This window comes from Globicatella sp. HMSC072A10 (genome assembly GCF_001811625.1).
GTDB lineage: Bacteria > Bacillota > Bacilli > Lactobacillales > Aerococcaceae > Globicatella > Globicatella sanguinis.
Map to the genome: position 1 here is coordinate 1 of NZ_KV805661.1, position 23,012 is coordinate 23,012.

20 protein-coding genes are annotated in these 23,012 nt (G+C 36.0%); 1 reads left to right on the forward strand and 19 read right to left on the reverse strand.

Features of this window, described 5'->3' with window-relative positions; all coding sequences use genetic code 11:
- Positions 1 to 172: 172 nt before the first annotated feature.
- From pyk to HMPREF2811_RS03220, 3 genes are all read right to left on the reverse strand, one after another.
- Entirely contained in the window at positions 173 to 1,933 is a 1,761-nt protein-coding gene (pyk, locus tag HMPREF2811_RS03210) for a pyruvate kinase (RefSeq protein ID WP_071408079.1), read from the reverse strand.
- A 37-nt stretch (positions 1,934 to 1,970) separates the two neighbouring features.
- Positions 1,971 to 2,945 carry a 6-phosphofructokinase gene (pfkA, locus tag HMPREF2811_RS03215; RefSeq protein WP_071408080.1) on the reverse strand — a complete coding sequence of 325 codons (975 nt, stop codon included), beginning with the start codon at positions 2,943 to 2,945 and terminating at the stop codon, positions 1,971 to 1,973.
- A 205-nt stretch (positions 2,946 to 3,150) separates the two neighbouring features.
- Positions 3,151 to 6,486: a DNA polymerase III subunit alpha gene (locus HMPREF2811_RS03220; protein ID WP_071408081.1), complete on the reverse strand. Its 3,336-nt coding sequence runs from the start codon at positions 6,484 to 6,486 to the stop codon at positions 3,151 to 3,153.
- Positions 6,487 to 6,644: 158 nt separating this feature from the next.
- Here HMPREF2811_RS03220 and HMPREF2811_RS03225 point away from each other — a divergent pair, with 158 nt between their 5' ends.
- Positions 6,645 to 6,827, forward strand: coding sequence for a YjzD family protein (locus HMPREF2811_RS03225; RefSeq protein WP_071408082.1), 183 nt, complete (start codon positions 6,645 to 6,647; stop codon positions 6,825 to 6,827).
- Positions 6,828 to 7,387: 560 nt separating this feature from the next.
- On the opposite strand, the gene HMPREF2811_RS03230 is transcribed toward HMPREF2811_RS03225, so the two are convergent.
- From HMPREF2811_RS03230 to HMPREF2811_RS03305, 16 genes are all read right to left on the reverse strand, one after another.
- The gene (locus tag HMPREF2811_RS03230) at positions 7,388 to 7,927 is read right to left on the reverse strand and encodes a QueT transporter family protein (RefSeq protein ID WP_071408083.1); all 540 of its coding nucleotides are present in this window, start codon (positions 7,925 to 7,927) and stop codon (positions 7,388 to 7,390) included.
- Between the two features lie 117 nt (positions 7,928 to 8,044).
- On the reverse strand, positions 8,045 to 8,812 hold the full coding sequence (locus tag HMPREF2811_RS03235) for a 3-oxoacyl-ACP reductase (protein WP_071408084.1): 768 nt from the start codon (positions 8,810 to 8,812) through the stop codon (positions 8,045 to 8,047).
- On the reverse strand, positions 8,805 to 9,029 hold the full coding sequence (locus HMPREF2811_RS03240; RefSeq protein WP_066124049.1) for a DUF2829 domain-containing protein: 225 nt from the start codon (positions 9,027 to 9,029) through the stop codon (positions 8,805 to 8,807). Before HMPREF2811_RS03240 ends, HMPREF2811_RS03235 begins: the two co-directional genes overlap by 8 nt.
- A gap of 180 nt (positions 9,030 to 9,209) precedes the next feature.
- Complete coding sequence (locus tag HMPREF2811_RS03245) at positions 9,210 to 9,875, reverse strand: uracil-DNA glycosylase (RefSeq protein ID WP_071408085.1); 666 nt, start codon at positions 9,873 to 9,875, stop codon at positions 9,210 to 9,212.
- 564 nt (positions 9,876 to 10,439) lie between these two features.
- Entirely contained in the window at positions 10,440 to 10,751 is a 312-nt protein-coding gene (locus HMPREF2811_RS03250) for a hypothetical protein (protein ID WP_071408086.1), read from the reverse strand.
- Positions 10,752 to 10,760: 9 nt separating this feature from the next.
- Positions 10,761 to 11,630, reverse strand: a complete 870-nt coding sequence (locus tag HMPREF2811_RS03255; RefSeq protein WP_071408087.1) for a hypothetical protein — start codon at positions 11,628 to 11,630, stop codon at positions 10,761 to 10,763.
- A gap of 632 nt (positions 11,631 to 12,262) precedes the next feature.
- Complete coding sequence (locus HMPREF2811_RS03260; protein ID WP_071408088.1) at positions 12,263 to 14,059, reverse strand: ABC transporter ATP-binding protein; 1,797 nt, start codon at positions 14,057 to 14,059, stop codon at positions 12,263 to 12,265.
- Positions 14,056 to 15,810: an ABC transporter ATP-binding protein gene (locus tag HMPREF2811_RS03265; protein WP_071408089.1), complete on the reverse strand. Its 1,755-nt coding sequence runs from the start codon at positions 15,808 to 15,810 to the stop codon at positions 14,056 to 14,058. The genes HMPREF2811_RS03260 and HMPREF2811_RS03265 overlap by 4 nt, the downstream gene beginning before the upstream one ends.
- Positions 15,811 to 16,201: 391 nt before the next feature.
- Positions 16,202 to 16,924, reverse strand: a complete 723-nt coding sequence (locus tag HMPREF2811_RS03270; protein ID WP_071408090.1) for a pseudouridine synthase — start codon at positions 16,922 to 16,924, stop codon at positions 16,202 to 16,204.
- Positions 16,924 to 17,520 (reverse strand): SMC-Scp complex subunit ScpB, encoded by a 597-nt coding sequence (gene scpB / locus HMPREF2811_RS03275; RefSeq protein ID WP_071408091.1) that lies wholly within the window; start codon positions 17,518 to 17,520, stop codon positions 16,924 to 16,926. Before scpB ends, HMPREF2811_RS03270 begins: the two co-directional genes overlap by 1 nt.
- A 10-nt stretch (positions 17,521 to 17,530) precedes the next feature.
- On the reverse strand, positions 17,531 to 18,268 hold the full coding sequence (locus HMPREF2811_RS03280; RefSeq protein WP_071408092.1) for a segregation and condensation protein A: 738 nt from the start codon (positions 18,266 to 18,268) through the stop codon (positions 17,531 to 17,533).
- Positions 18,269 to 18,290: 22 nt separating this feature from the next.
- A complete protein-coding gene (locus HMPREF2811_RS03285) occupies positions 18,291 to 18,689 on the reverse strand; it encodes a hypothetical protein (protein ID WP_071408093.1) in 399 nt (132 codons plus the stop codon).
- A gap of 244 nt (positions 18,690 to 18,933) precedes the next feature.
- Positions 18,934 to 19,737, reverse strand: coding sequence for a purine-nucleoside phosphorylase (locus tag HMPREF2811_RS03290; protein WP_071408094.1), 804 nt, complete (start codon positions 19,735 to 19,737; stop codon positions 18,934 to 18,936).
- Positions 19,738 to 19,747: 10 nt separating this feature from the next.
- Positions 19,748 to 20,920, reverse strand: a complete 1,173-nt coding sequence (gene deoB, locus HMPREF2811_RS03295) for a phosphopentomutase (protein ID WP_071408095.1) — start codon at positions 20,918 to 20,920, stop codon at positions 19,748 to 19,750.
- Positions 20,921 to 21,027: 107 nt separating this feature from the next.
- On the reverse strand, positions 21,028 to 21,924 hold the full coding sequence (gene xerD / locus HMPREF2811_RS03300; RefSeq protein ID WP_071408096.1) for a site-specific tyrosine recombinase XerD: 897 nt from the start codon (positions 21,922 to 21,924) through the stop codon (positions 21,028 to 21,030).
- Positions 21,924 to 22,778, reverse strand: coding sequence for a CvfB family protein (locus tag HMPREF2811_RS03305; protein ID WP_246829804.1), 855 nt, complete (start codon positions 22,776 to 22,778; stop codon positions 21,924 to 21,926). The genes xerD and HMPREF2811_RS03305 overlap by 1 nt, the downstream gene beginning before the upstream one ends.
- Between the last annotated feature and the right edge of the window lie 234 nt (positions 22,779 to 23,012).

Genomic DNA, 23,012 nt, shown 5'->3' on the forward strand with positions numbered 1-23,012 from the left:
TTCCGTGACCCACACCATTTGACAAAGAGCCACAAAAAGTTGTAGAGCCTTTACTTCTTGCCCATTCACATTTTTTGTGAAAAAAATAGCCCGAACCGAAGTTCGAGCTAATTATTCAAGCGGAGTTCAGAACCCAATCGTTCTGATGACTCACTATGTATATTTAATTAGATTAGATACTAATGGTAGCACCACGGTAGATAACACCACGACGAGCATCTACAGTAATTAATTCACCATTCGCAATTTTGTCTAAAGCTTCTTTAGCTGAGACAATTACTGGAATACCACGTTCAATCCCCATAATAGCTGCGTGTGAAGTGATTCCACCTTCTTCAGTAATAATTGCGCCAACTTTTTCTAATGCTGGTGCATAGTCTTTATCGGTTGTGCGAGCAACTAAAACTGATCCGATGACAGCATTTTTGTTAGCTGTTTCTGCATCTTCTGCTAAAATTGCTTTACCAATAAAGTGTCCATTTCCAACACCTTCACCTTTAGCTAATTGAGTTCCAATAACTTGAATTTTCATTAAGTTAGTTGTTCCAGATTCACCTACCGGTACACCTGCTGTGATAAGGATTAAGTCACCTTCTGAAACATAGTCTTTTTCTTGAACTAAAGCTGTTGCATTATCGAACATTTCATCCGTTGAAGCAGGACGTTCAATCACGTGTGCATTAACACCCCAAGTGATTGATAAGCGACGAGCTGTTTGTTCATCAAATGTAGCTGCTACGATAGTGGCATTTGGACGATATTTAGAAATCATTTGAGCTGTATGACCTGAAGAAGTTGCTGCTACAATAATTTCAATACCTAAATTACGCGCTGTATGGCCAACTGCTTGTCCAATTGCTTCGGTCATGTCTGATTGATCGTAACGTTTTAAAGCAAAAGCATCTTGACCTTCTAACGCTGCTTCTGTACGAACACAAATATCAGCCATTGTAGTAACTGCTTCAACTGGGAAGTCACCTGCTGCCGTTTCACCAGATAACATTACCGCATCAGTACCATCAAAGATAGCATTCGCTACGTCCCCTGCTTCTGCACGAGTTGGACGTGGGTTACGTTGCATTGAGTCTAACATTTGAGTAGCTGTTACAACTGGTTTACCTGCTTCGTTACATTTTTTAATGATATATTTTTGAACGATTGGCACTTCATGAGTTGGGATTTCTACCCCTAAGTCACCACGTGCAACCATGATACCATCAGAAACAGCTAAGATTTCTTCGATGTTATCTACACCTTCTTGGTTTTCAATTTTAGAAATGATTTTAACTTTTGAGTCGCCTTCTTCTTCTAAAATTGCACGGATTTCCATAACGTCACTTGCACGACGTACGAAAGAAGCTGCAATAAAGTCGATTCCATTTTGTACACCAAAACGAATATCTGATTCATCTTTATCGGTAATTCCAGGTAAATTAACGGAAACATTTGGTACGTTAACACCTTTTTTAGATTTTAAAACACCAGTATTTTCAATTTTGGTTACAATTTCACCATTTTCATGGTCGATTTCTGTAACTAATAAATCAACTAAACCATCATCTAATAAAATGTGATTACCAGGAGCTACATCATTGATTAAATCAGCATAAGTAACTGAAAATTTTTCAGCATTTCCTAATACTTCTGTCATTGAAATACGGATCGTATTTCCACGGACTAATTCAACACCATTGTTTTCCATGTCATTTGTACGAATTTCTGGCCCTTTAGTATCTAAAAGGATTGCTGTATTTAATTTACCTGTCGCTTCACGCGCTGCTTTTAAAGCATTGAAACGCTCTAAATGTTCCTCATGGCTACCATGTGAAAAGTTAAAACGAGCAACGTTCATACCGGCATTAATTAATGCTTCCATTTTATCTTGTGTATTAGTTGCTGGACCTAAAGTACAAATAATTTTAGTCTTTTTCATCTATGTTTTCTCCTTTTAATTGAACTTGAAAATAATGTTAGTTGGCTTTATCAGTTAAATCTTGGTTTAATTGGTATAAATCTTGACGTACAGCATGTGATTTCTTCTCTAAAGTTTCGATAATATCGAATGTAGCGAATTGCTCACCTTTCACACCCATAAACAGACCGGCTTCACCATTAATTAAACAGTCAACCGCACGCGCACCCATTAAAGTTGCAAAAACACGGTCACGAGCACTTGGGCTACCACCACGTTGAACGTGGGCTAAAGTAATACCACGAATTGCCATACCAGGATCTACTTTTTGGAAATCGTGGATAAATTCGTCAACACCCATTACGCCTTCAGCTAAGATAATCATTGAATGATCTTTACCATTCGCACGACCAGAATGGACACGTCTTACAATATCCTTCATATCAAAATCGGCTTCAGGAATCGCAATCGCATCAGCACCTGTTGCAACCCCAGCCCATACAGCAATATCTCCAGCATGACGACCCATTACTTCCACCACAAAAGTACGGTTATGAGAAGATGCTGTATCAGATATTTTATCAATTTCATCTAAGGCGTTATTAACGGCAGAATCAAATCCAATCGTGTATTCCGTTCCAGGAATATCATTGTCAATCGTTCCAGGAATACCAATAATTGGATAACCATGTTTTTGTAATTGTAACGCTCCGGTAAAAGTACCATCGCCTCCGATTGCTACTAGAGCTTCGATACCGTTAGCTTTCATTTGTTCGATAGCTTTAAGCTGGTTTTCTTTTTCTCTGAACTCTGGGAAACGTGCAGAATATAAGAAAGTCCCACCTCGACGAATCTTATCTTGACAGTATGCAACAGTCAATTCTCTAAAGTTTCCTTCAACCAAACCTTTAAAGCCATAGTTTACTCCTACCACTTCAATGCCATGGTGAGCACCTTGTTCAACAACAGCACGAATCGCTGCGTTCATTCCTGGAGCATCGCCACCACTGGTTAAAACGGCAATACGTTTCATATAAAACTTCACCTCAATTTTTTTGTCAAGAATCACAACTCGACTCTTCATGGGTATTGTATCATTTTTTTTAATATAAGTCATGTATTTGTCAAGAAATTAAGATTTATTTTACAATTATTTTTATGGAAACATTTACAAAATCAACCTTTTCGTGAAAATGAGTTAATTTTCATAAATACTTCATAAAATCAATCAAATCGTCTTAACGAAAAGCTATATTTTGCTTGCCTAGACGGTTTTCTAATTCCTTTTGAACGCTTTGTCCAAACCCGATTTGATAGGTGTCATCTAATTGCCAAGTCCGTTTATCTTCCGTCACAAAAATAATATTACATGGACCAGGATTTTCTGTCGCTAGTTTTTTGACAAATTCAACTACTTCTTTTAGGTCAATATTAGCTGTCAGACGAATAAAACATTTGCTCATCGATTTTGGCTTTTCATCTACAGCGACATACTCGTCTACTGGTGCCAAATGATTCACAATGACTTGCATTTCGCCTCGACGGCTACGATCAACTGTCCCTTCCATATATAAGATGGCATGCGGTTGTATCAAGCGACTTCTACGTATATAAACATTAGGGAATACGACTAGCGATACTTCATTTTTTCCAGTATCCGCTGTGACGAAGGCCATTTCATCCCCTTTTTTAGTTTCAATTACTCGTAAATCTTGTACAAAAATAATTGTCTTTATTTTACGTTTAATTTTCATTTGATAAAGGTTATTTAAATCGTCTAATGCCTCTAACTGTGCTTGATACTGTTCTAATGGATGTGGTGCCAGTGTAAAGCCTAAAGCGTCTTTTTCTTCTTTAGCTATTTTTGCCTGCGTCCATTCTTCTTGTATGTCCACTTTTGGTTCAATCGCTTCAAATAAGTTAAGGTTTAAGCCACTATATTCGATACTTTGTAGGAAACTTGGTAAATTATAAAAAATAGTCGCACGATTATAACCAAAGCTATCAAAGGCACCCGCTCGAACTAGATTTTCAATCAATTCTTGTTTTTGCCATTTCTTCGGTAAGCGTCCTAAAAACGAAAATAAATCTTGATAATTACCCTCCAATTTACGCTCATCTAAAATATGAGTAATCATTTCACGTCGAAGGCCTTTAATACTTTCAAATCCGATTCTTAATGCATCCTCTTCAATCGTCACTCCACGAAAGCTGCGATTAATATCAACCGGTAAAATTTTACCTAAACGCCTTTTTGCTTCTTCGATATAATCCACAAAACTATTTAAATTGGAACGTCCTTGATTCAAGATTGCTTGGTAAAACTCTAAGGGATAATGTGCTTTTAAGTAAGCCAACTGATAGGCCAATGTAGAATAAACAACCGCATGGGAACGGTTGAACCCGTAACTGGCAAAGGCTTCAATATAATGATAAATCTTTTGCGCTAAATCAGCTTCAATGCCACGTTCTTGGGCCCCTTTAATAAAGTGTGCCTGTTCTCTTTGCATGATATTCGCTTGTTTTTTACCCATTGCTCGACGTAAAATATCGGCTTGTCCTAAGGTAAAACCAGCTAACTGTTGACAAATCTGCATGACTTGTTCTTGATAAATGATAATGCCATAGGTTGATTTTAATATTGGTTCCAACAAAGGGTGTAAATACTCAACGGGTACTTGTTGTTTTTTACGTTTGATATATTCATCAATTTGTTGCATCGGACCCGGTCTAAATAAGGCATTGACGGCGACTATATCTTCAAATTCACTTGGTTGTAAATTACGTAAGACATTTTTAATCCCTTCCGACTCAAATTGAAAAACGCCATTAGTATCGGCCGTTTTGAATAAAGCCAATGTTGCTTCGTCATTCATCGGAAATTGATAAACATCTAATGTTTGACCATGTGTTCGCTTAATATTTAATAAAATATCGTCAAGCAGCGATAAATTTCTTAATCCCAGGATGTCCATTTTTAAGAGACCAACTTTTTCAACATGATGCATCGTTAATTGCGATAACATCATTTGGTTAGATCGTTCCATAACTGGTATGATTTGTTCAAGTGGTTCATCGTGAATAATAACTCCCGCTGCGTGGGTTGACATATGACGTGGTAATCCTTCTAAGGTTAAAGCTACTTGAAAAATGGCACGATTTTGATCATTCATTTGTACAATTTCTCGTAATTTAGCGGAAATGGTATAAGCGCGTTCTAACGTTATATTTACTTCCGTCGGTATTGAACGAGACCATTGACTCATCTCCTGAGTTGACGCACCTAATACTCTTAAAGTATCCCGTACCGCTTGTTTGGCACCAAATGTTCCCAGTGTCCCAATTTGAGCCACTTGAGAATGACCATAATGTTCTTCAATGTGTTTTAATACTAAATCACGTTTGTTATCAGGAATATCCAGATCGATATCCGGCATATTATAGCGTTCAGGATTAAGGAAACGTTCAAATAGTAAATCGTACTGCAAAGGATCAACAAAGGTAATGCCTAATAAATAACTGACCAATGCGCCTGCTGCGGAACCTCGCCCAGGACCTACCCGTATATTATTTTTCTGGCAAAAATCCATAATTTCCCATACGATTAAAAAATAATCACTAAATCCCATCTGCGATATAATGGATAATTCATAATGAGCACGATCGACATAAGCCTGGTTTTCAAAGAGACCTTTTTCCTTCATCGAATCTTCTACTAAAATTTTTAAATAAGCATCGGCATCATAACCATCTGGTACTTTAAATTTCGGTAAGAAGGCCTGTTCAAGGGGAATATCAAATTGAAGTTGATTGATTAATTGCTGAGTACTTTCCATGACATCCGGTATTTTCGCTAATTGATACATGGTTCTTAATTCGTCTAACGGATATAGAAAATGATGTCCTTTCATCTCTCTTAATGACAATTCTATCGTTTCGGCTTGATCGATGGCTTCCAATACTTTCAAACTAAATAAATCTTTGGCTTCTAATGTATTTACTTTTTGGTTAGCTACCATTGTCAAATGATGTGACTGAGCAAATTTAGTATATAATGCCACATCTTTTGGGTTATAAGGATAGGCAGCAATGCCAAAATAAACATTCTCATATCCGATTATTTCACGCCACAAACGGACTACTTTTTCAGCGGAGACATAATCGCCCGCCAATAATAGCTCTTCTAATTCTGATTCACTACCAGTCGAAATTAGCACTAAATTTTCGGTATGCTCTTTTAAAAAACTCCATGGTTCATGGAACCCTAAATTTTCTTGTGACAATTTTTTTGATAAGGCAATCAGTTCTTGATAACCCTGGTAATTTTTAGCATATAAAAGCACTTTGTATTCTCGATCTTGTCGTATTAATCCATGAGTTTTCATGGTCATACCAATCATAGGAGTTAAATCCTGCGCTTTTGCTGCTTGATAAAATTCAACAACGCCAATTAAACTATTAATATCGGCAATACCGATTTGTTGATAACCATATTGTTTGGCTTGTTGAACATACTGGTCAAGACGTAAAGTACTTTGTAATAATGAATAAGCTGTTTGTACATTTAATAACATTGCCCTCCTCCTTTCTTTTAACAATTTAATTCTATTATACTATACTTTGATAGGGAGCAAAACTGAATTATTTTTTACGAATCGACAAATTATTATAGAAAGACTACCCGTTTTTCATTAATTATGTTACACTAAATCTGAAAGAAGGTTGTTATATTATGAAATATATCGTCACGCTAGTTTGGGCCTTTATTCTAGGTCAAGTTGCTTATTATTTAGGAAGCCAATTAACAACTGCCGCCTACGACTTTAAAAGTGCTTCAATATTAGGTATTGTTATTGCGTTTACTGTTTTCGTTATTGCTCCGATTTTAAAACAAGAACCCCAACATGATCATTAATCAAAATAAACTAATGAACAGAGTGTCGTCAGTAAATGGCTTGACCCTTAGTTTTTCATTAGTTTTTTTATCTTTCAAAATGGATGAAACGAAAAATCCGTGAAATTAATTTGGCGCCTTTTGATGGGCTAGGCTATTAGTCTGTTTGATGAGATATACGACATTTAATATTAAATGAATGGCATAAACAGCATACAGCGAAACCTTTAGTCAGATTGATGCCTTTTGCGATAACATGAGTGCGTTTAAAAAGCGTTACTACGGAACCTTTAGTTAGATTAGCGCCTTTTGAGATAACATGAGTCTGTCTGAAGTTCAATACTGCGAACCCATTAACCTTTAGATACCCATTATTCAAAGAATAATCAAAAATGTAAATCAGGTAATCAGCCTATCGTCTCTTAATACTATCTTAACTTATTTTAATATCCAACAGTAGTATAAATGAACTAGTGATGTCTTCTCTTTTTAATCTATTTAGCCTTTCAGATAAACAAAAACCTTATAGTCTAGCGACTCCAATAGGAATCATTGCTTGACTATAAGGTTATTTTTATTTATTAAGCATTAAAATCAACACGTTTACTAATCGCATACATCACAGGGATTCCTAATAACATGACGACTAATTCACTGACAAATAACGAACCGTAAACTGACCAAAATGCAGCTTCAGCGCCCACCATTACTAACATAATCGCAATGGTAATACATCCTGCGGCAAAGACTACAGCCATCGCTAAATATCTTAAAAACATCGGATCATATTTAAAGAATTGGTGTTTTTCATTTAATGATACTAACCAATTTCCTACCCAACGACCAATAAACATCGAAGCTAATGTTGTTAAACTTCCGATTACCATATCAACTGGGCCATATTGATAAAAGTTTGCTAAAAAGACGCCCAACGTTACAGCATAAATATAACGACGATTATAAAGTCCTAAGAAATTTAACATTTCTGAAATTCTAAATTGAACTGGACCATAAGCGACTGGTGCAACTAATAAGGTTAAGACCATATAGAGAGACACGACTATAGCGGATTTTACCAAATCCATGGTGCGACTTTGCGCAGTATAACTTTGATGATTCATTTTTGATTCTCCTTTGTAGGCTGTCATCCTAGCCTAGTAATAACGATGACCAAAGGATGCAGAAGATATTCCTTCCGTCGAAGTGTCATCGTGTTGTTTATTAACAACTCTGTTATTTTATCGTATTAACCAACCACCGTCAAGTGGAAGAACAACGCCTTGCATATAATCAGCTGCATCGCTCGCTAAAAACAATGTTAATTCGGCTACTTCTTCCGGTTGAGCCCAACGTTTAACTGGTGTTTGATCCGCAACCCAATTTGCCATTAGCTCTTCACCGATAAAATCATTCGCATTCATAGGTGTTTGAATAGCGCCAGGTGCGATCGCATTGACTCTTAGACCACGTTCAGCATAATCATAGGCTAACTGTTTCGTGAGTCCTGCAATCGCATGTTTAGCGGCTGTATAAGCAACTCCACCACCACCAGCAGTTAAGCTCGCTATAGAAGCCATATTGATAATACGCGAGGTCGGATTTTTTAATAAATATGGTAAAGAATACTTCGCCATTAAAAATTGAGAAGTCAGATTATTCGCAAGTATCTGTTGCCACTGACTGAAGCTCGTTTGTTCAATTGTTTGATAATTATCTAGCATTCCTGCCGTATTACAAAGTACTTGTAATTGCCCATATTTTTGATTTAAAACCTCAAAAACTTCCTTAACGTGTGCTTCGTCGGTTAAATCTTTTTTGATAAAAATTAAACGGTCTGTTTCTGATAGATTATCTGGATAGGATACTTTGTCGACCGCTAAAACTTGGTGCCCCGCTTTTAAAAAAGCTTGGACTTGTGCATAACCAATGCCAGAACTAGCACCTGTCACGATAACCGTCATTTGCTGTGGCAAAAAGTGTTCTCGCTTAACTTTAGGACTAGTCATTGACAATCATCCAATCCTCTGCCAAAATGTCGCAGACTGTTGGTTGAAACATGCTATATCCTTCACCTTTTACCATAATGACAAAATAAGGGGTCATGGTAACACCTTCAATGGTAGTTTCTGGAATATATTTTACATATTCTTCATAACCGCCCCAACCTTTACGAATAATTTTAGCTCCTTTTTTTAATTCTGGTAAGATTGCTTCAAATGTCATGATTAATAACTCCTTTTTGATAATTTATTTTATTGATTAATAATAGACATCGTACTCATGAATCGTTTATTGTTAGTCATGCTGTGTAATATTACTTAGATTAGCCTAATTTTTTGATAGAATCTGTATTTTAAATCTACAGGCTCAACCCTTATAAAAGAGCATCGTACTCTTGGCCAATCATTTTTTAACCCATTGAATGGGATGCTTATCCAATATTTGATTAATTTTGCTAAAGGGTTTTGAACCAAAAAATCCGCGATAAGCTGATAAAGGACTTGGATGAGGTGCCTCTAAAATATAATGTTGTGGATTCGTAATCAACGCCCGTTTCTTTTGAGCTGGTTTACCCCACAATACAAAAATGATAGGCTGTGATTGTTGATTTAATCGTTGAATCACGAGATCCGTTAAGGATTGCCAACCAATATTTTTATGGGAATTAGCTTGATGTGCTCTTACAGTCAATGAGGTGTTAAGCAATAAAACGCCTTGTGTAGCCCAATGGCTTAAATCACCCGACAATGGAGGCTCAACGCCTAAATCATCGGCTAGCTCTTGAAAAATATTTCTCAATGAAGGTGGTAACTTCATACCATCAGGGACTGAAAAAGCTAATCCTTGCGCTTGACCATCATCATGATAAGGGTCTTGTCCAAGAATCACTACTCTTACTTGATTTAATGGTGTCAACTTAAACGCATGAAAGATTTGCTCATATTGAGGAAATACTTGATTCGTTTGATACTCCAAATCAACCTCTTTTTTTAATTGGATGCCGGCTGGTGTATTAAAATAACCGGCAAAAAAATCATTCCAGTTACTAGCATCATTACAATTATTCATTAAAAACTCCATCTATAAAATATTTAGGTTGTTAAAGGTAACCTATCATCCTTTTCAAAACACTCTTGAAAATGTAATCAGCATTAAAATCTTATGATGTTCACTGCGACATTTAGTTTACCAAACTAAGTGAAGATTGTAAAAGCATCTCAATTAAATTTAATCATTTGATTAATTAAATGCCTCATCAAAGGTTTGTGTGAAAATTTTCTATGACATAACATGAGCATTGGCCTTGATATCGATTGATAAAGTAAAAATCACTATTGACATTTCAGCTAATTAAAATCTGTCTTGTTAGCTTACTACAGTATGTTACGATAATCCTCATTCGAGTAGGCTATGTTTAATATTTAATAAACCCGTATTGGTTATTATCAAGAGTAAAAATTTTAACGAAACAAAAAAGAACTTTCCCCTGTTAAATAGACTTAAATTATAAAGTCTTACTTTAACAGGAGCAGTTCAATTTAGAAAACTACCTAATACTTTATTCGTATTTCATAACCGATATCGTAATTTACTGGAACTAAGCAGTTTAATTTAAAGTTTTTTGCTGGCATTTTAATCTAATAGTATTTGCACAGGCTCACTTAAAATAATATTATTATAGGCTAGTATTTGGGCTGAATAAAAGATTAAAGTTTCTCCTGACGACAAAGGTGTCGTTAAATTAATCTGAAATAGTCCCTTTTCATCAGTTTCTGTCTGTAGAAAAGTAACTTTTTCTGCTATCACTCTCTTAAACACGATTAATGTATTGGAAGCCGCTTTTCCTTTCACTTGCATACTAGCTTGTTGCACAGGTTCAATTGTTGGTATTGTAGGTCGATTTGGATTGGGGACAATCTCTTGGATAATTCCTTGTTCAGACATATTGTCAGCTTAATCCACACTAAATACCGAAATGATATCTTCCTCTTCTATTGGTGTCGATAATTCTAAATAAAAATAACCCGTCGCATCTGTAGGAATAATGACCGGTGGTTTGGTCGTTGAACGCAGTAATACTAAAGTATTGGCCTCACTATAGCCAGTGATGACCATTTGTCCCGCAACTAAATGTTGTTCTAATGTCGGGGCATTGGGAGCTTGCGTATCGGTTACACTCGTCTCCATTGTAATGGGAATCGTTTCAATGAGTACTTGATTCGCATCATAGATATTGATTTGAAATTGTTCCGCACTTGCTAATTTCCACGGTAGTTCAATATAAAAATACCCCATCTCATCAAAAGTAGCTTGATAAGCTTGACCATTAGACATTATCGCTTCAATGATATACCCTTCGCCAAATCCTGTTAAAAAAATATCGCCGACATTTGTTTTTGAAAATTCAACATTCGTTTTAGTGGTTACAATGGCTGTCAATTGAGTCGTCTGGGATGTCGGTTGTGGAGCGGATGAATATAGCGACTCTTGTATTTGCTCATTGGTTGCATTAGAAGTACTCGTGACCGTTATAGAATGTAATAACGACTCGTCAATCACAACATCGGGGCCAAATAAAATGTCTTTATTAAAATAATATTGTCCATTGTGATCAGCTACACCATCAAATGTATACAATTGTTGATCAATCGAAATATCAATTTTTAATTTTGCTAAAGGAGACGTTGTACCCGTAATAACAAATTGATTCAAATCAAAAGGCTGTACTTCTAAGAGATGGCTTGTACTAAAATCGATAGTTGTCTGTTCTGTCACAATTTCAGACGTTTCAGTCGATTCTTCTGCATTGGCAATCAATTCCATCGTATTGTTATAGCTTATTAAAAGAACACTTAATAATAAAATAAACTTCTTAATGGAAAACGTCTCCTTTCTTAAAAAAACCTTAAGTATAAATTTATTATATGACTTTTGTTATCCGTTTTCAATGGTTTTATTCGAAATATTCCTTTGTACTAACTATAATGATACGCGAATAGGTTAAATGATGAACATGTGAGATATAATTAGAACAAAGCCAAACCTTTGTCATACTTACTGTTCACGCCCTACCGATTCGTAAGTTGGTACAATATCACTATCATAGACACTTAATTTTTTGTGTCTTCTAACTACTAGAAAACCACAAAACCGGAAATAAGCAAGAGGGAGTGGACCAGAAGTAGAAAATTAAATAATTTTCACTTCGTTTGTCCACCCCCATACAATGGAGTAGGTATCAAACTACTCTTTTGACTAGCCTTTGAATTGACACAAATCGTATCTTAGCTTCATTCAGTGAAATGATTCCTGATTACAATCCCTATCCCTATCTTTAGAGTAAGTGCTTCATTGAGTAACGATGACTTCTTACATCTCGCTCACTCAATAAAAAATGTTCAACGTAGCTATTCTAATTAAGATTTCTTCATTAAAATAATATAACTTCTCATTGTTTAAGATGCGTTATTCATGGATTGCAACTGATACATTTGATAATAAGTACCTTGTAAAGCAATTAATTCATCATGGGTACCACGTTCAATAATACGGCCTTTATCTAAGACTAATATTTCATTTGCATCCTTAATGGTACTCAAACGGTGAGCAATAGCAATCGTTGTTCGTCCTTGGCGCATCTTTTGTAAACTATTTTGAATATACGTTTCCGTTTCAGTATCAATATTCGCTGTTGCCTCATCGAGTATTAAAAGTTTTGGATGACGTGCCATCGTTCTAGCAAAGGAAATTAATTGTTTTTGACCACTAGAATAACTTGCACCCCGTTCAATCACTTTCTTTTGATAGCCTTTAGGATCCGTTTCGATAAAGGTATCAGCATTAACAAATCGCGCCGCCTCTTTAATTTCTTCATCACTTATGGAGGTGTCTAATAAACGAATATTACGCGTTACATCTCCATAAAATAAAAATGAATCTTGTAATACTAATCCTACTTGCTCTCTTAATCGTTCGTAACTAAACTCCCTTAAACTATGGCCATCAATTAACACGTCACCGGCATGGTACTCATAAAATCGCATCAACACATTGATAATAGAACTTTTACCACTACCTGTATGTCCTACTAAAGCAACCGTTTCTCCAGGATTAACCGTAAAAGTAATATCCTTTAAGACATCTTGTTTGCCATCATATGAAAAAGAAACATTTTTAAATTCAACTTTTGCTTGATCAATCGTCGCTTCATCATTCACTAATTGTTCAGGTACTAGCTCTGTATGATTCATGACACGCAAAATACGTGAACTTGAAACCACTCCGTCTTGCATTTGGCTCAAGCTTTCCATCATCATGCCCATTGGTCTGAAAAAGGTCGTACTATATTGAGTAAAGGCATAAACAATCCCCACTTCAATCGCTCCATCAAAAAATTGATTTCCTAAAACATAAAAGACAATAGCTAATGATATTGATTCTAATAACGCAATAAAAGGATTAAGCATTAAGGCATGCATTGAAATCATTTTGCGACGTCCTCTATACTGTTCTTCGTTATCAATATCAAACTCATCGATCATCCGTTGTTCTTGTCTAAAATGTTGAACTACTGACATTCCCGTAATATTTTCATTCAATTTAGTATTTAATCGACTTAAATTTTCTCGTAAAGTACGATAAACGCGTGAACTATAAGATTGATAATACCAAATAACAGCTAACATTATCGGTAAGAAACCTAAGAATATTAAGGCCATCTTCGGATTTAATAAAAACATTCCTACAAAAACAGATGTAGCGGTGACAATGCCTTCAAATAATGAGAAGAAGACCACCCAAAAATCTTTTAATGTTTCGGTATCATTCGTAATTCTTGAGACAATGGAACCGGCTGGTGTTTGATCAAAATAACGCATTCCTAAGCCATTAATTTTGCGAAAGATTTTATTTCGTATCGATTCTACTGTCTTTTCAGAAGCCATACTAAATAAAAAAGAAGAATAGTAATTACTGATCGCTTGTATGACAATCAACACTAAGTAAATTAAAGCAAATAATAAAGCTGTTTGTAAGGTACCACTAGCATTTCCTAAATACTTATCGATATATGTTTGAATGACACGCGGCATTATGACGGTCACGATAGATGATACTGCACTAAAGAGCATCGCTAAGATAAATTGTCCTTTAAATTCTAGGGCGAACACCATGATACGACGAGAAACATCAATTTGTTCTTTTACGGGCATTTTTCTAGCCCAATCCGATTTATAAGTTTCTTGTGCACTCATTCTGTCACCTCTTTCGACCATTCTTGTTCTAATTGTTGACGGTCAAACATTTCTTTATACCATCCACCTAAATTAATTAATTCATCATGTGTGCCACGTTCTGTAATCGTTCCATTCTCAATGACAATAATTTCATCGGCATGCATCACACTACTAATGCGATGAGCTGAAATAATCGTCGATTTATTCTGACGGTTAGCTTTTATTGCATTTAAAATTTCTTCTTCGGTTCGAGCATCAACCGCAGATAATGAATCATCTAAAATAAGTAATTCAGGGTTCATCATCATCGCTCTGGCCATTGAAATCCGCTGTTTTTGACCACCAGACAGTGCTACTCCGCGTTCACCAACTAATGTATCATAACCATTGGTAAACCCTACGATATCATCATGAACACTGGTCAATTTGGCTGCTGCTTCAACGTCCTCTTGGGTCGCTTGCGGATCCGCAAAACGAATATTATCACGAACAGTAGTTGAGAAAAGAAAATTATCTTGAGGAACAAAACCGATGTTGGTTAATAAAGAATTTAATGAATAATCTTTAATATCATTTCCATTAAAACTAATCTGTCCATCATATTGATCATAGTCTCGCATTAACAATTTGAATATCGAAGATTTACCGGCACCAGTTTTCCCTACAATCCCTAATGTTTGTCCTTGTTTAAGGGTAAATTGGACATTCTCTAATGTCGGTTCTTGATCACCTGGATAGGTAAATTGATTAATATTAAATTCAATATCACCGGAAACAGGTGCTGTTATAGCATCTGTTGCTTCGACAATATGGGTTTTACTTTTTAATAATTTCTCAATCCGATTGTAGCTAACCGCTCCACGTTCTAATGTATTAAATAAGCGTCCAATCGCAATCATTGGCCACCCCATGCGGGTTACATAATTTAGAAAAGCCACTAATAAACCAACTGTTAATTCCCCTTTAGAAACTAAATAGCCTCCATAGAATACTGAAATAACCGATGATAAGCCCATCACTGCTTGAATACTAGGTCTAAACAAAGCATCATAACGATAGGCATTGCGGTTTTTTTCAACCACTTTTTTGGTGTGAGCTTCAAAGTCTGCAATATCTCGCTCTTCTTCACCAAAAGTCTTAATGACTTTCATGCCACTCATACTTTCTTGAACTTTATCATTCATAGATGAAAATGCTTCTTGGGCATGTCTGAAATGATAATGAACCTTTTTCCCATTAAAACGGATAATAACCGCCAATAATGGTAGTGGTAAAATAGCCGCTAAACTCAAGCGCCAATCGACTGCAAAAAACATCATGAAGATAGTCATTAAACCTTGAGATATAGAGTCAAATAAAGTCAATATCCCGCCACCGGCAACCATTCGTACCGTGGTAACATCAACCGTTGCATGGGCCATTAAATCACCGGTACGGTGTTTTTGAAAGAAAACTGAATCCATCTTAGTAAAATGAACAAATAAACGACGACGTAATTTTTTTTCTAATTTAGCACCTGTTCCAAAAATATTCATTCGCCAAAAATAGCGCATAATATACTGGGCAACGGCAATAGCTAATAGTATGGCAATCCAAATCCACAATTGATTGGCTGTTAATGTTTTGGCTGTCATCCCATCAATAATTGCTGCAATGACCATTGGCACTAGCGTCGCTAAAATACTCACTAAAAATAGGAGTGAGACACCGATAATGTATTGTTTCCTCTCTTGTTTAAAAAACCATCCTAATCTTGAAAATATCTCCAAAATATCACTCTCCTTATATCATTAATTAGTTTACCATTAAAATTTGATAAGTCAATCAGTTAACACTGTTAAATTCTATCATGAAAATTAATTTTTCTTAAGCTTTTCAGTCAATAATACTGGTCTATCCCTCAATAAAAAAAGAGTGGATAAAGCAAAAATCACTGGATTTTCACTTTTTATACCACTCTTACAAGTTTCGTTATTTAGTAGCGATCATATCGTGTTAGGCATCAAGTCAGTCAAATGTTTTTGTTTGTTAACAGTTGATTGGCCTTAAATGAGTCATTAAGATATCGTTTGAGGCGTACTCACTGCTTAGATCTGGAGCAAACACAGCCAAAATCAAATGCTCTGCTACTTCTTGCCCATTCCCGATTTTTAGGTGTTTTTAACGATTTTCAGCCATTTGAATTAATTTATTCACTTCAAAAGCCGTTAAATCGCGTGAGTCGCCAGGTTGTAAACCTTTCAAGTCTAAAAAGGCATAGCGTTCACGTTTTAACTTCATTACCGGATGTCCGACTGCTTCAAACATTCGTTTTACTTGGTGATTCCATCCTTCATGAATCGTTAATTGTATAATTGCTGTATTATTATCTTTATTAAAGTTAATTAATTCTGCTCTGGCTTTACTGGTTTTCTTACCATCAATAATGATGCCGCGTTCTAATCGTCTTAGCGCTTGAATATCCGGTATCCCATTGACTTTCGCAATATAGACTTTATCCATTTGCGAACTTGGATGCATCATTAAATTCGCAAAGTCACCATCATTCGTTAATAATAGTAAACCCGTTGTGTCATAGTCTAATCGTCCTACAGGATAAATCCGTTCCTCAATTTGGGGTAATAAATCTACTACCACTGGACGACCTTTGTCGTCACTAACCGCACTAATATAAGATTTAGGTTTATACATTAAAATATACACTGGGTGTTCACGGTAAATCGGCACGCCATCGACTTCAATTTTATCATTGGCCGATACCTTGAATCCTAATTCAGTGACAACTGTGCCATTAACCGTTACGCGTCCTTCTTGAATAATACTTTCACATTTACGGCGACTATCTACCCCTGCATGCGCCATTACTTTTTGTAGTCTTTCCATTAATCTGACTCCTCTTCGTCAAAATATTCAATTTCCCATTGTTTGGTTGAAAATAATGATTCATTAACCGGTTGACCATGCAAGGCCAGTGGTTCAATTTCCGGTAAATCTTCTAAAGTGGTTAACCCGAAATAATCCATAAAATAATCCGTCGTGCCATATAAAACTGGACGGCCTGGTGCTTCTACACGCCCCACTTCTTTAATTAAATCTCTTAACAACAATCGTTGTAACATACCACTGGATTGTACGCCGCGAATCTCGTCAATCCCCATTCGGGTAATCGGTTGACGATAGGCGATAATGGCTAAGGTCTCGATAGCTGCTCTTGATAGTTGTTGCGTTAGTGGTGACTGGGCAAATTTTTCAACATCTAATTCGAGTTCTTGCTTTGTAATTAAGCGATAGTGCTGATTAAAGTTTACCAATTCAATCGGCGACTGCGCATCATGTTGTAAGTCCAATGATAATTGTTGTAGTCCATTGGTCACATCCGTTAAAGGAACTTCCAAAGCGTTAGCAAGTTGCTCTCTCGTTACCCCTTCATTGCCAGCAACAAATAAGATGCCATGAATTCTTTTAATTAATGGTTTCAAAAAATTCCTCCTATTGTGCAACTGCCTTAATCGTAATCGGGGCGAGTGCTTCTTCTTGGTAAAAGACAATCGATTGTTTTCTCACCATTTCCAGTACGGCCATAAAAGTTGTAATAATTTCATGGCGCGAATGGGAATTTAAAAGTGATGAAAATTTAATTTTTCCCCTATGAGTTTGAATGATATTACGTATTTCAGCAATTTTCTGTTCTACCGTTAGCGGATCATGTTCAATTTGTCTTTCTTTTGGTGCTCGTGCTAATTCACGTTGTAAAGCTAATGAAAAAGCATCCGCTAATTGTGCTAAGGATATTTCATTTTCTGGTAAAGGAATTGCGCTTTGATATTTTGATAAATCTTCCGCCGGTCGCGTAAATAAATGAGAACGATTGGCTTCTTTAATTTCTAAGGCAGTGGCCACTTGCTGAAATTGTTGATACATTAAGAGTTGTTGTACTAAGATTTCCCTAGGGTCACCTTCATATTCACTATCGATGTCTTCTATCGGCTCAATCGGTAACAACATCCGCGACTTAATTTCTAATAAAGTAGCAGCCATTACTAAATATTCTCCGGCAATATCTAATTCCAATTCTTGCATACTTTTAATATAGGCAATATATTGTTCCGTAATTTCGGTCATTGGAATATCATTGATATCGACTTTTAATTCTTTAATTAAATGCAAAAGCAAATCGAAAGGACCTTGAAATGCTTCTAACTCTAGTTTCAGTATTTCTTTGGTCATCTCGATTTACTCCTCTAACTTACTATTCTTGATTTTCCTCACGATATCTAATCGACCAATTTTTAACGATTTCACTCATCAAAATCGATCCCTGAATCGATGCTTCAGGATATAAGTCTCTTAATTCGACATACATTTGATAGCCCAATCCTTCTGTTCGATAAGACGGTAATAAGGCAGCACGATGAATGGAAATTGCCATTTCAATCTCCTCAGATACGTTTTTATTAATTTCAACTACCAAAACTCCGATGTAGTTGTCTGAGTCTTCTCCTTTATATAGAAAAATCTCATAATTAGGATTTTCTTTAATCGCTTTAATGATTTCATGCTGCTCTGCCGATGTCATTGAATCATCAAATGTATATGATAATAATCCCCATACTATTTTTTCATTTTTATTTTTTGAACGTATAAGCATGTAATGCCTCTTTCCATAATTTTGAAGCACAAATGACCTTTTTAAAAGAGTCCTGTTCATTTGAACTTCGTTTTTGTTAATTTAAATTGCTATTGATTCATTGTCTGAGAATCCCTCTGGTCTTACTATGAACTCTTAATCACCGAAATATACTAACATTAAAAATCGAAAAATGCAAATCTTTCCTCATAACAATCAGCTTTGAAAGTGAAGATAAGTGTTCATTTAGACCCGACTCCTCACCCTAATCTAAGCGAGCGATGGTACGACGTAATAATTTTTTGAAATTTGGTTTCGCTTTTTGTGAATTTTCCATCACTTCTTCATGGTTTAAAGTTGCTTGCATACCAGCAGCATAATTAGTAATGCATGAAATCCCTATGACTTCCATGCCACAATGTTTTGCTACAATCACTTCCGGTACCGTTGACATCCCGACAGCATCCCCACCGATAGTACGTGCATAACGAATTTCCGCTGGTGTTTCGTAAGTTGGTCCAGTAAACCAAGTATAAACCCCTTCTTGTAAAGTAATCCCAATCTCTTGAGCCACTTCTTTTAGTAAAGCTTGACCTCTTTTACTATAAGCTTCAGACATATCGACAAAACGTGGACCATGATCCTCAATATTCGCTCCAATTAAAGGATTTTCTCCGGTGATGTTTAATTGATCTGTAATGATCATTAAGTCCCCTGGCGTAAAGTTTTCATTCACTCCACCCGCTGCATTGGTTACAATCACTGTTTTACAGCCTAATTCTTTGAAAACACGCACAGGATAAGTGACGGTCTGTAAATCATAGCCTTCGTAATAATGAAAACGTCCTTGTAAGGCAATAACTTTTTTACCTTCTAACTCACCATATACCAATTGCCCCGCATGACCCGCAACTGTTGAAACGGGAAAATTGGGAATGTCTTCGTAAGGAATGACGATTTTGTTTTCAATCTCATCCGCTAATTCACCTAGCCCAGAACCTAAAATTAACGCGATTTGTGGCTCTACGATACCTTGATTGATTAAATATTGAGTGGTTTCTTTAAACATATTATGCCTCCTAAATTAATTGAGATAAGAATGATTGGCCAAGTCCGGTTGATTCAACCTCGAAATTATCAGAAATGGTTGCTGCAATGTCTGCAAAGTGAGTCGCTTGTAATTCTTTTGGTTCCTTTAATGATGGACTATAAACTAAAATTGGCACGTACTCGCGGGTATGATCGGTACCAGTAAAGGTTGGATCATTTCCATGGTCAGCAGTAATGATTAATAAGTCGTCTTCTTGCATTTTTTCATAAATTTCAGGAAGACGTGCATCAAGTTCTTCTAAGGCTTGGGCATAACCTTCTGGGTTACGACGATGACCATAGACAGCATCAAAGTCGACTAAGTTGGTAAAACTTAAGCCAGTAAAGTCTTGATCCATGACACGTAATAAGGTGTCAACACCATCCATATTATTTTGCGTACGATTGCTTTCAGTAATTCCTTTTTCATTAAAAATATCAGCAATCTTACCAACTGAAATCACACTTTTTCCAGCGTTTTTTAAGAAATCTAAAGTCGTATCCGAAAATGGACTCAACGCGTAGTCATGACGATTTGCTGTCCGCACAAAATTACCTGGTTCTCCAACATAAGGACGTGCAATAATTCGGCCTAACATATAGGGATCTTCTAAAGTAATTTCACGAGCATACTCACAAATACGGTATAACTCTTCTAATGGTATCACTTCTTCATGAGCAGCTATTTGTAATACGGAATCAGCTGAAGTATAAACAATTAAGTCACCCGTTTCCATTTGATGCTTACCATAATCTTCTAGCACCTCTGTACCAGAGTATGGTAAGTTACAAACAATTTTACGACCAGAAAAAGCTTCAATTTTATCTAGTAATTCTTGAGGGAATCCATCGGGGAAAACACGGAAAGGCGTCTTAATATTTAATCCCATGATTTCCCAGTGACCTGTCATCGTATCTTTCCCTGCAGAAATTTCTTCTAATTTAGTCCAATATCCTTTCGTTTGTGCAACTGGGGTCATTCCTTGCATGGGCTCGATATTGACTAATCCTAATTCAGTTAAATGAGGTAGTGATAGTCCTGCAGTTTTAGCGATATTGCCTAATGTATGAGCACCCACATCACCAAAGTCTTTAGCATCTGGTGCTTCCCCGATTCCGACTGAATCCATAACAATGAGATGGATACGATTAAATTTTGTCATATAACTTCCTTCTTTCTTTAAAATGATTAATATTTACATTGTTTATCTAAATTAATAGTTATCTAATTTAATATCGATAAGATGTCTATTAAGCGTTTGACCTGTTATCAAGAACGTGGGAAAGCTTTCCGATATACTTCTTGCAGACGGGCTTTAGAAATATGGGTATATATTTGAGTGGTAGAAATATCAGAATGTCCTAATAATTCTTGTACCATCCTTAAATCGGCTCCATGTTCTAATAGATGCGTCGCAAATGAATGACGTAAAACATGTGGCGAAACGGCATCATTATCCAGTCCTATTTGCGCTACGTATTTCTTAATGTTTTTCCAAATACCTTGTCTAGTAAAAGGTTTACCGCGCTCAGTTAAAAAAACAATATCCGTTGGTTTCCCTTTACGTTGAAATGCGGGTCTAACTTCTTCAAAATAGCGTTGCATCCAATAGGTTGCTTCTTCACCTATTGGAACGATTCTTTCTTTATTCCCTTTACCAATCGTTCGGATAAAGCCTAACTCTAGATGACAATGGCGCATCGATAAATGGGTCAATTCACTCACTCTTAGGCCACTCGCGTACATCACTTCCAAAATAGCTCGATCACGAATCCCCCAAGTCGTACTTAAATCTGGAGCCTGTAATAAATCATCAATTTCATTAACCGTTAGTGCTTTAGGTAGACGTTTGGGCTTTTTTGCACTTTTAATCATGGTCATCGGCGATTGTTCAATTACCTTTTCGATTACCAAATAATTAAAAAATTGTTTTAAACTGGATAACATGCGATTGGTTGAACTCGCTGAGTAATGATTAGCTTTTAACTGTGCTAAAAAATTTTGGATTAAAGACTTATTTAATTGTGACATCGTCTCAATGTTTTGTGCTTTTACAAACTCATTAAACTTTCGCAAGTCACGGCCATAACTTTCAATGGTATTACTAGAACGCGCCTGGTCTAATAATAAGTATCGCTTAAAATCTTCGATATAGGAACTTAACATTATAATTGATAAATTCCTTCATTTTTCTCTTGTCTGATTTTTTTATTTTTTAAAAGATTACCTACGGCGCGTTTAAATTGAGCTTTACTAATCCCTAATTGTGCTTGAATGGCTTCTGGATCTGATTTATCATGCAAAGCTAAAAATCCATTTGGTGCTTTGTCTAAAATAGCTAAAATCATTTGCGCATCATCGGTGATCGCTTCATGAGCGCGCGGTCGCATAGAACCATTTAAAGAACCATCTCGTGCAACATTTACCACACGCACAGTGACTTCTTGTCCTAATCTTAATGTTTCAGTTTGTTCACTCTCATGAATGAAAACTCTAAATCCTTCTTCAGAAATGGCTAATGCCCCAGCTAATTTCACTTGATAGACTGTCACCTTTAATTCTTGATTCATTAATCGTTCAGGTGCTTTTTTAAATAATTGATTAAATTGTTCTACTTCAGCAAATTGTCCCCAAAAACGATTCTTATCATCTACAAAGAAAGTTAGATAAAGTTTATCGCCTTTCTTCGGCCATAACTGTTTATTTTCTGGTAAATAATCCAGTGACATCACAACATCTTTGTCTTCTAATCCGACATCAATAAAAACACCTAAATCCTTACGCACACTGATGACGGTTCCCCAACCATAAAATCCTGGTCGAATTAAAGGTAATTCTGTTTGCATCACTTTTTGGTTAAAGCGATTTTCATAAATCATCCCTTCAACCGCTTCTCCTAAAGTATAAGTATCCTCGGTTGTTTTTTTATTTAATTCGAAGGTAATCCCTTCATACTGTGCATAATAAGCTTGTTCATTCTCATCAGTAATTTTACCGACGACGATTTGTCCATATTTCACTAACAACACCTCACATTCATTCAATATTTTAACATAACTCAGTATAAAATGCTTACAAAAACATTAATTTCTCTATGACTAATCTTATTCAAACCATCACTGATTTACTTTTTATCATAACCTTTATCTTGAAAAAAGCACTGCCTAAGTTCAACTCAAGCAGTACTTCATAAATTTTAGTATTATGTTATTACCTTTCATCTTATCTTATAAAGTGAAACATGGCATCATCGT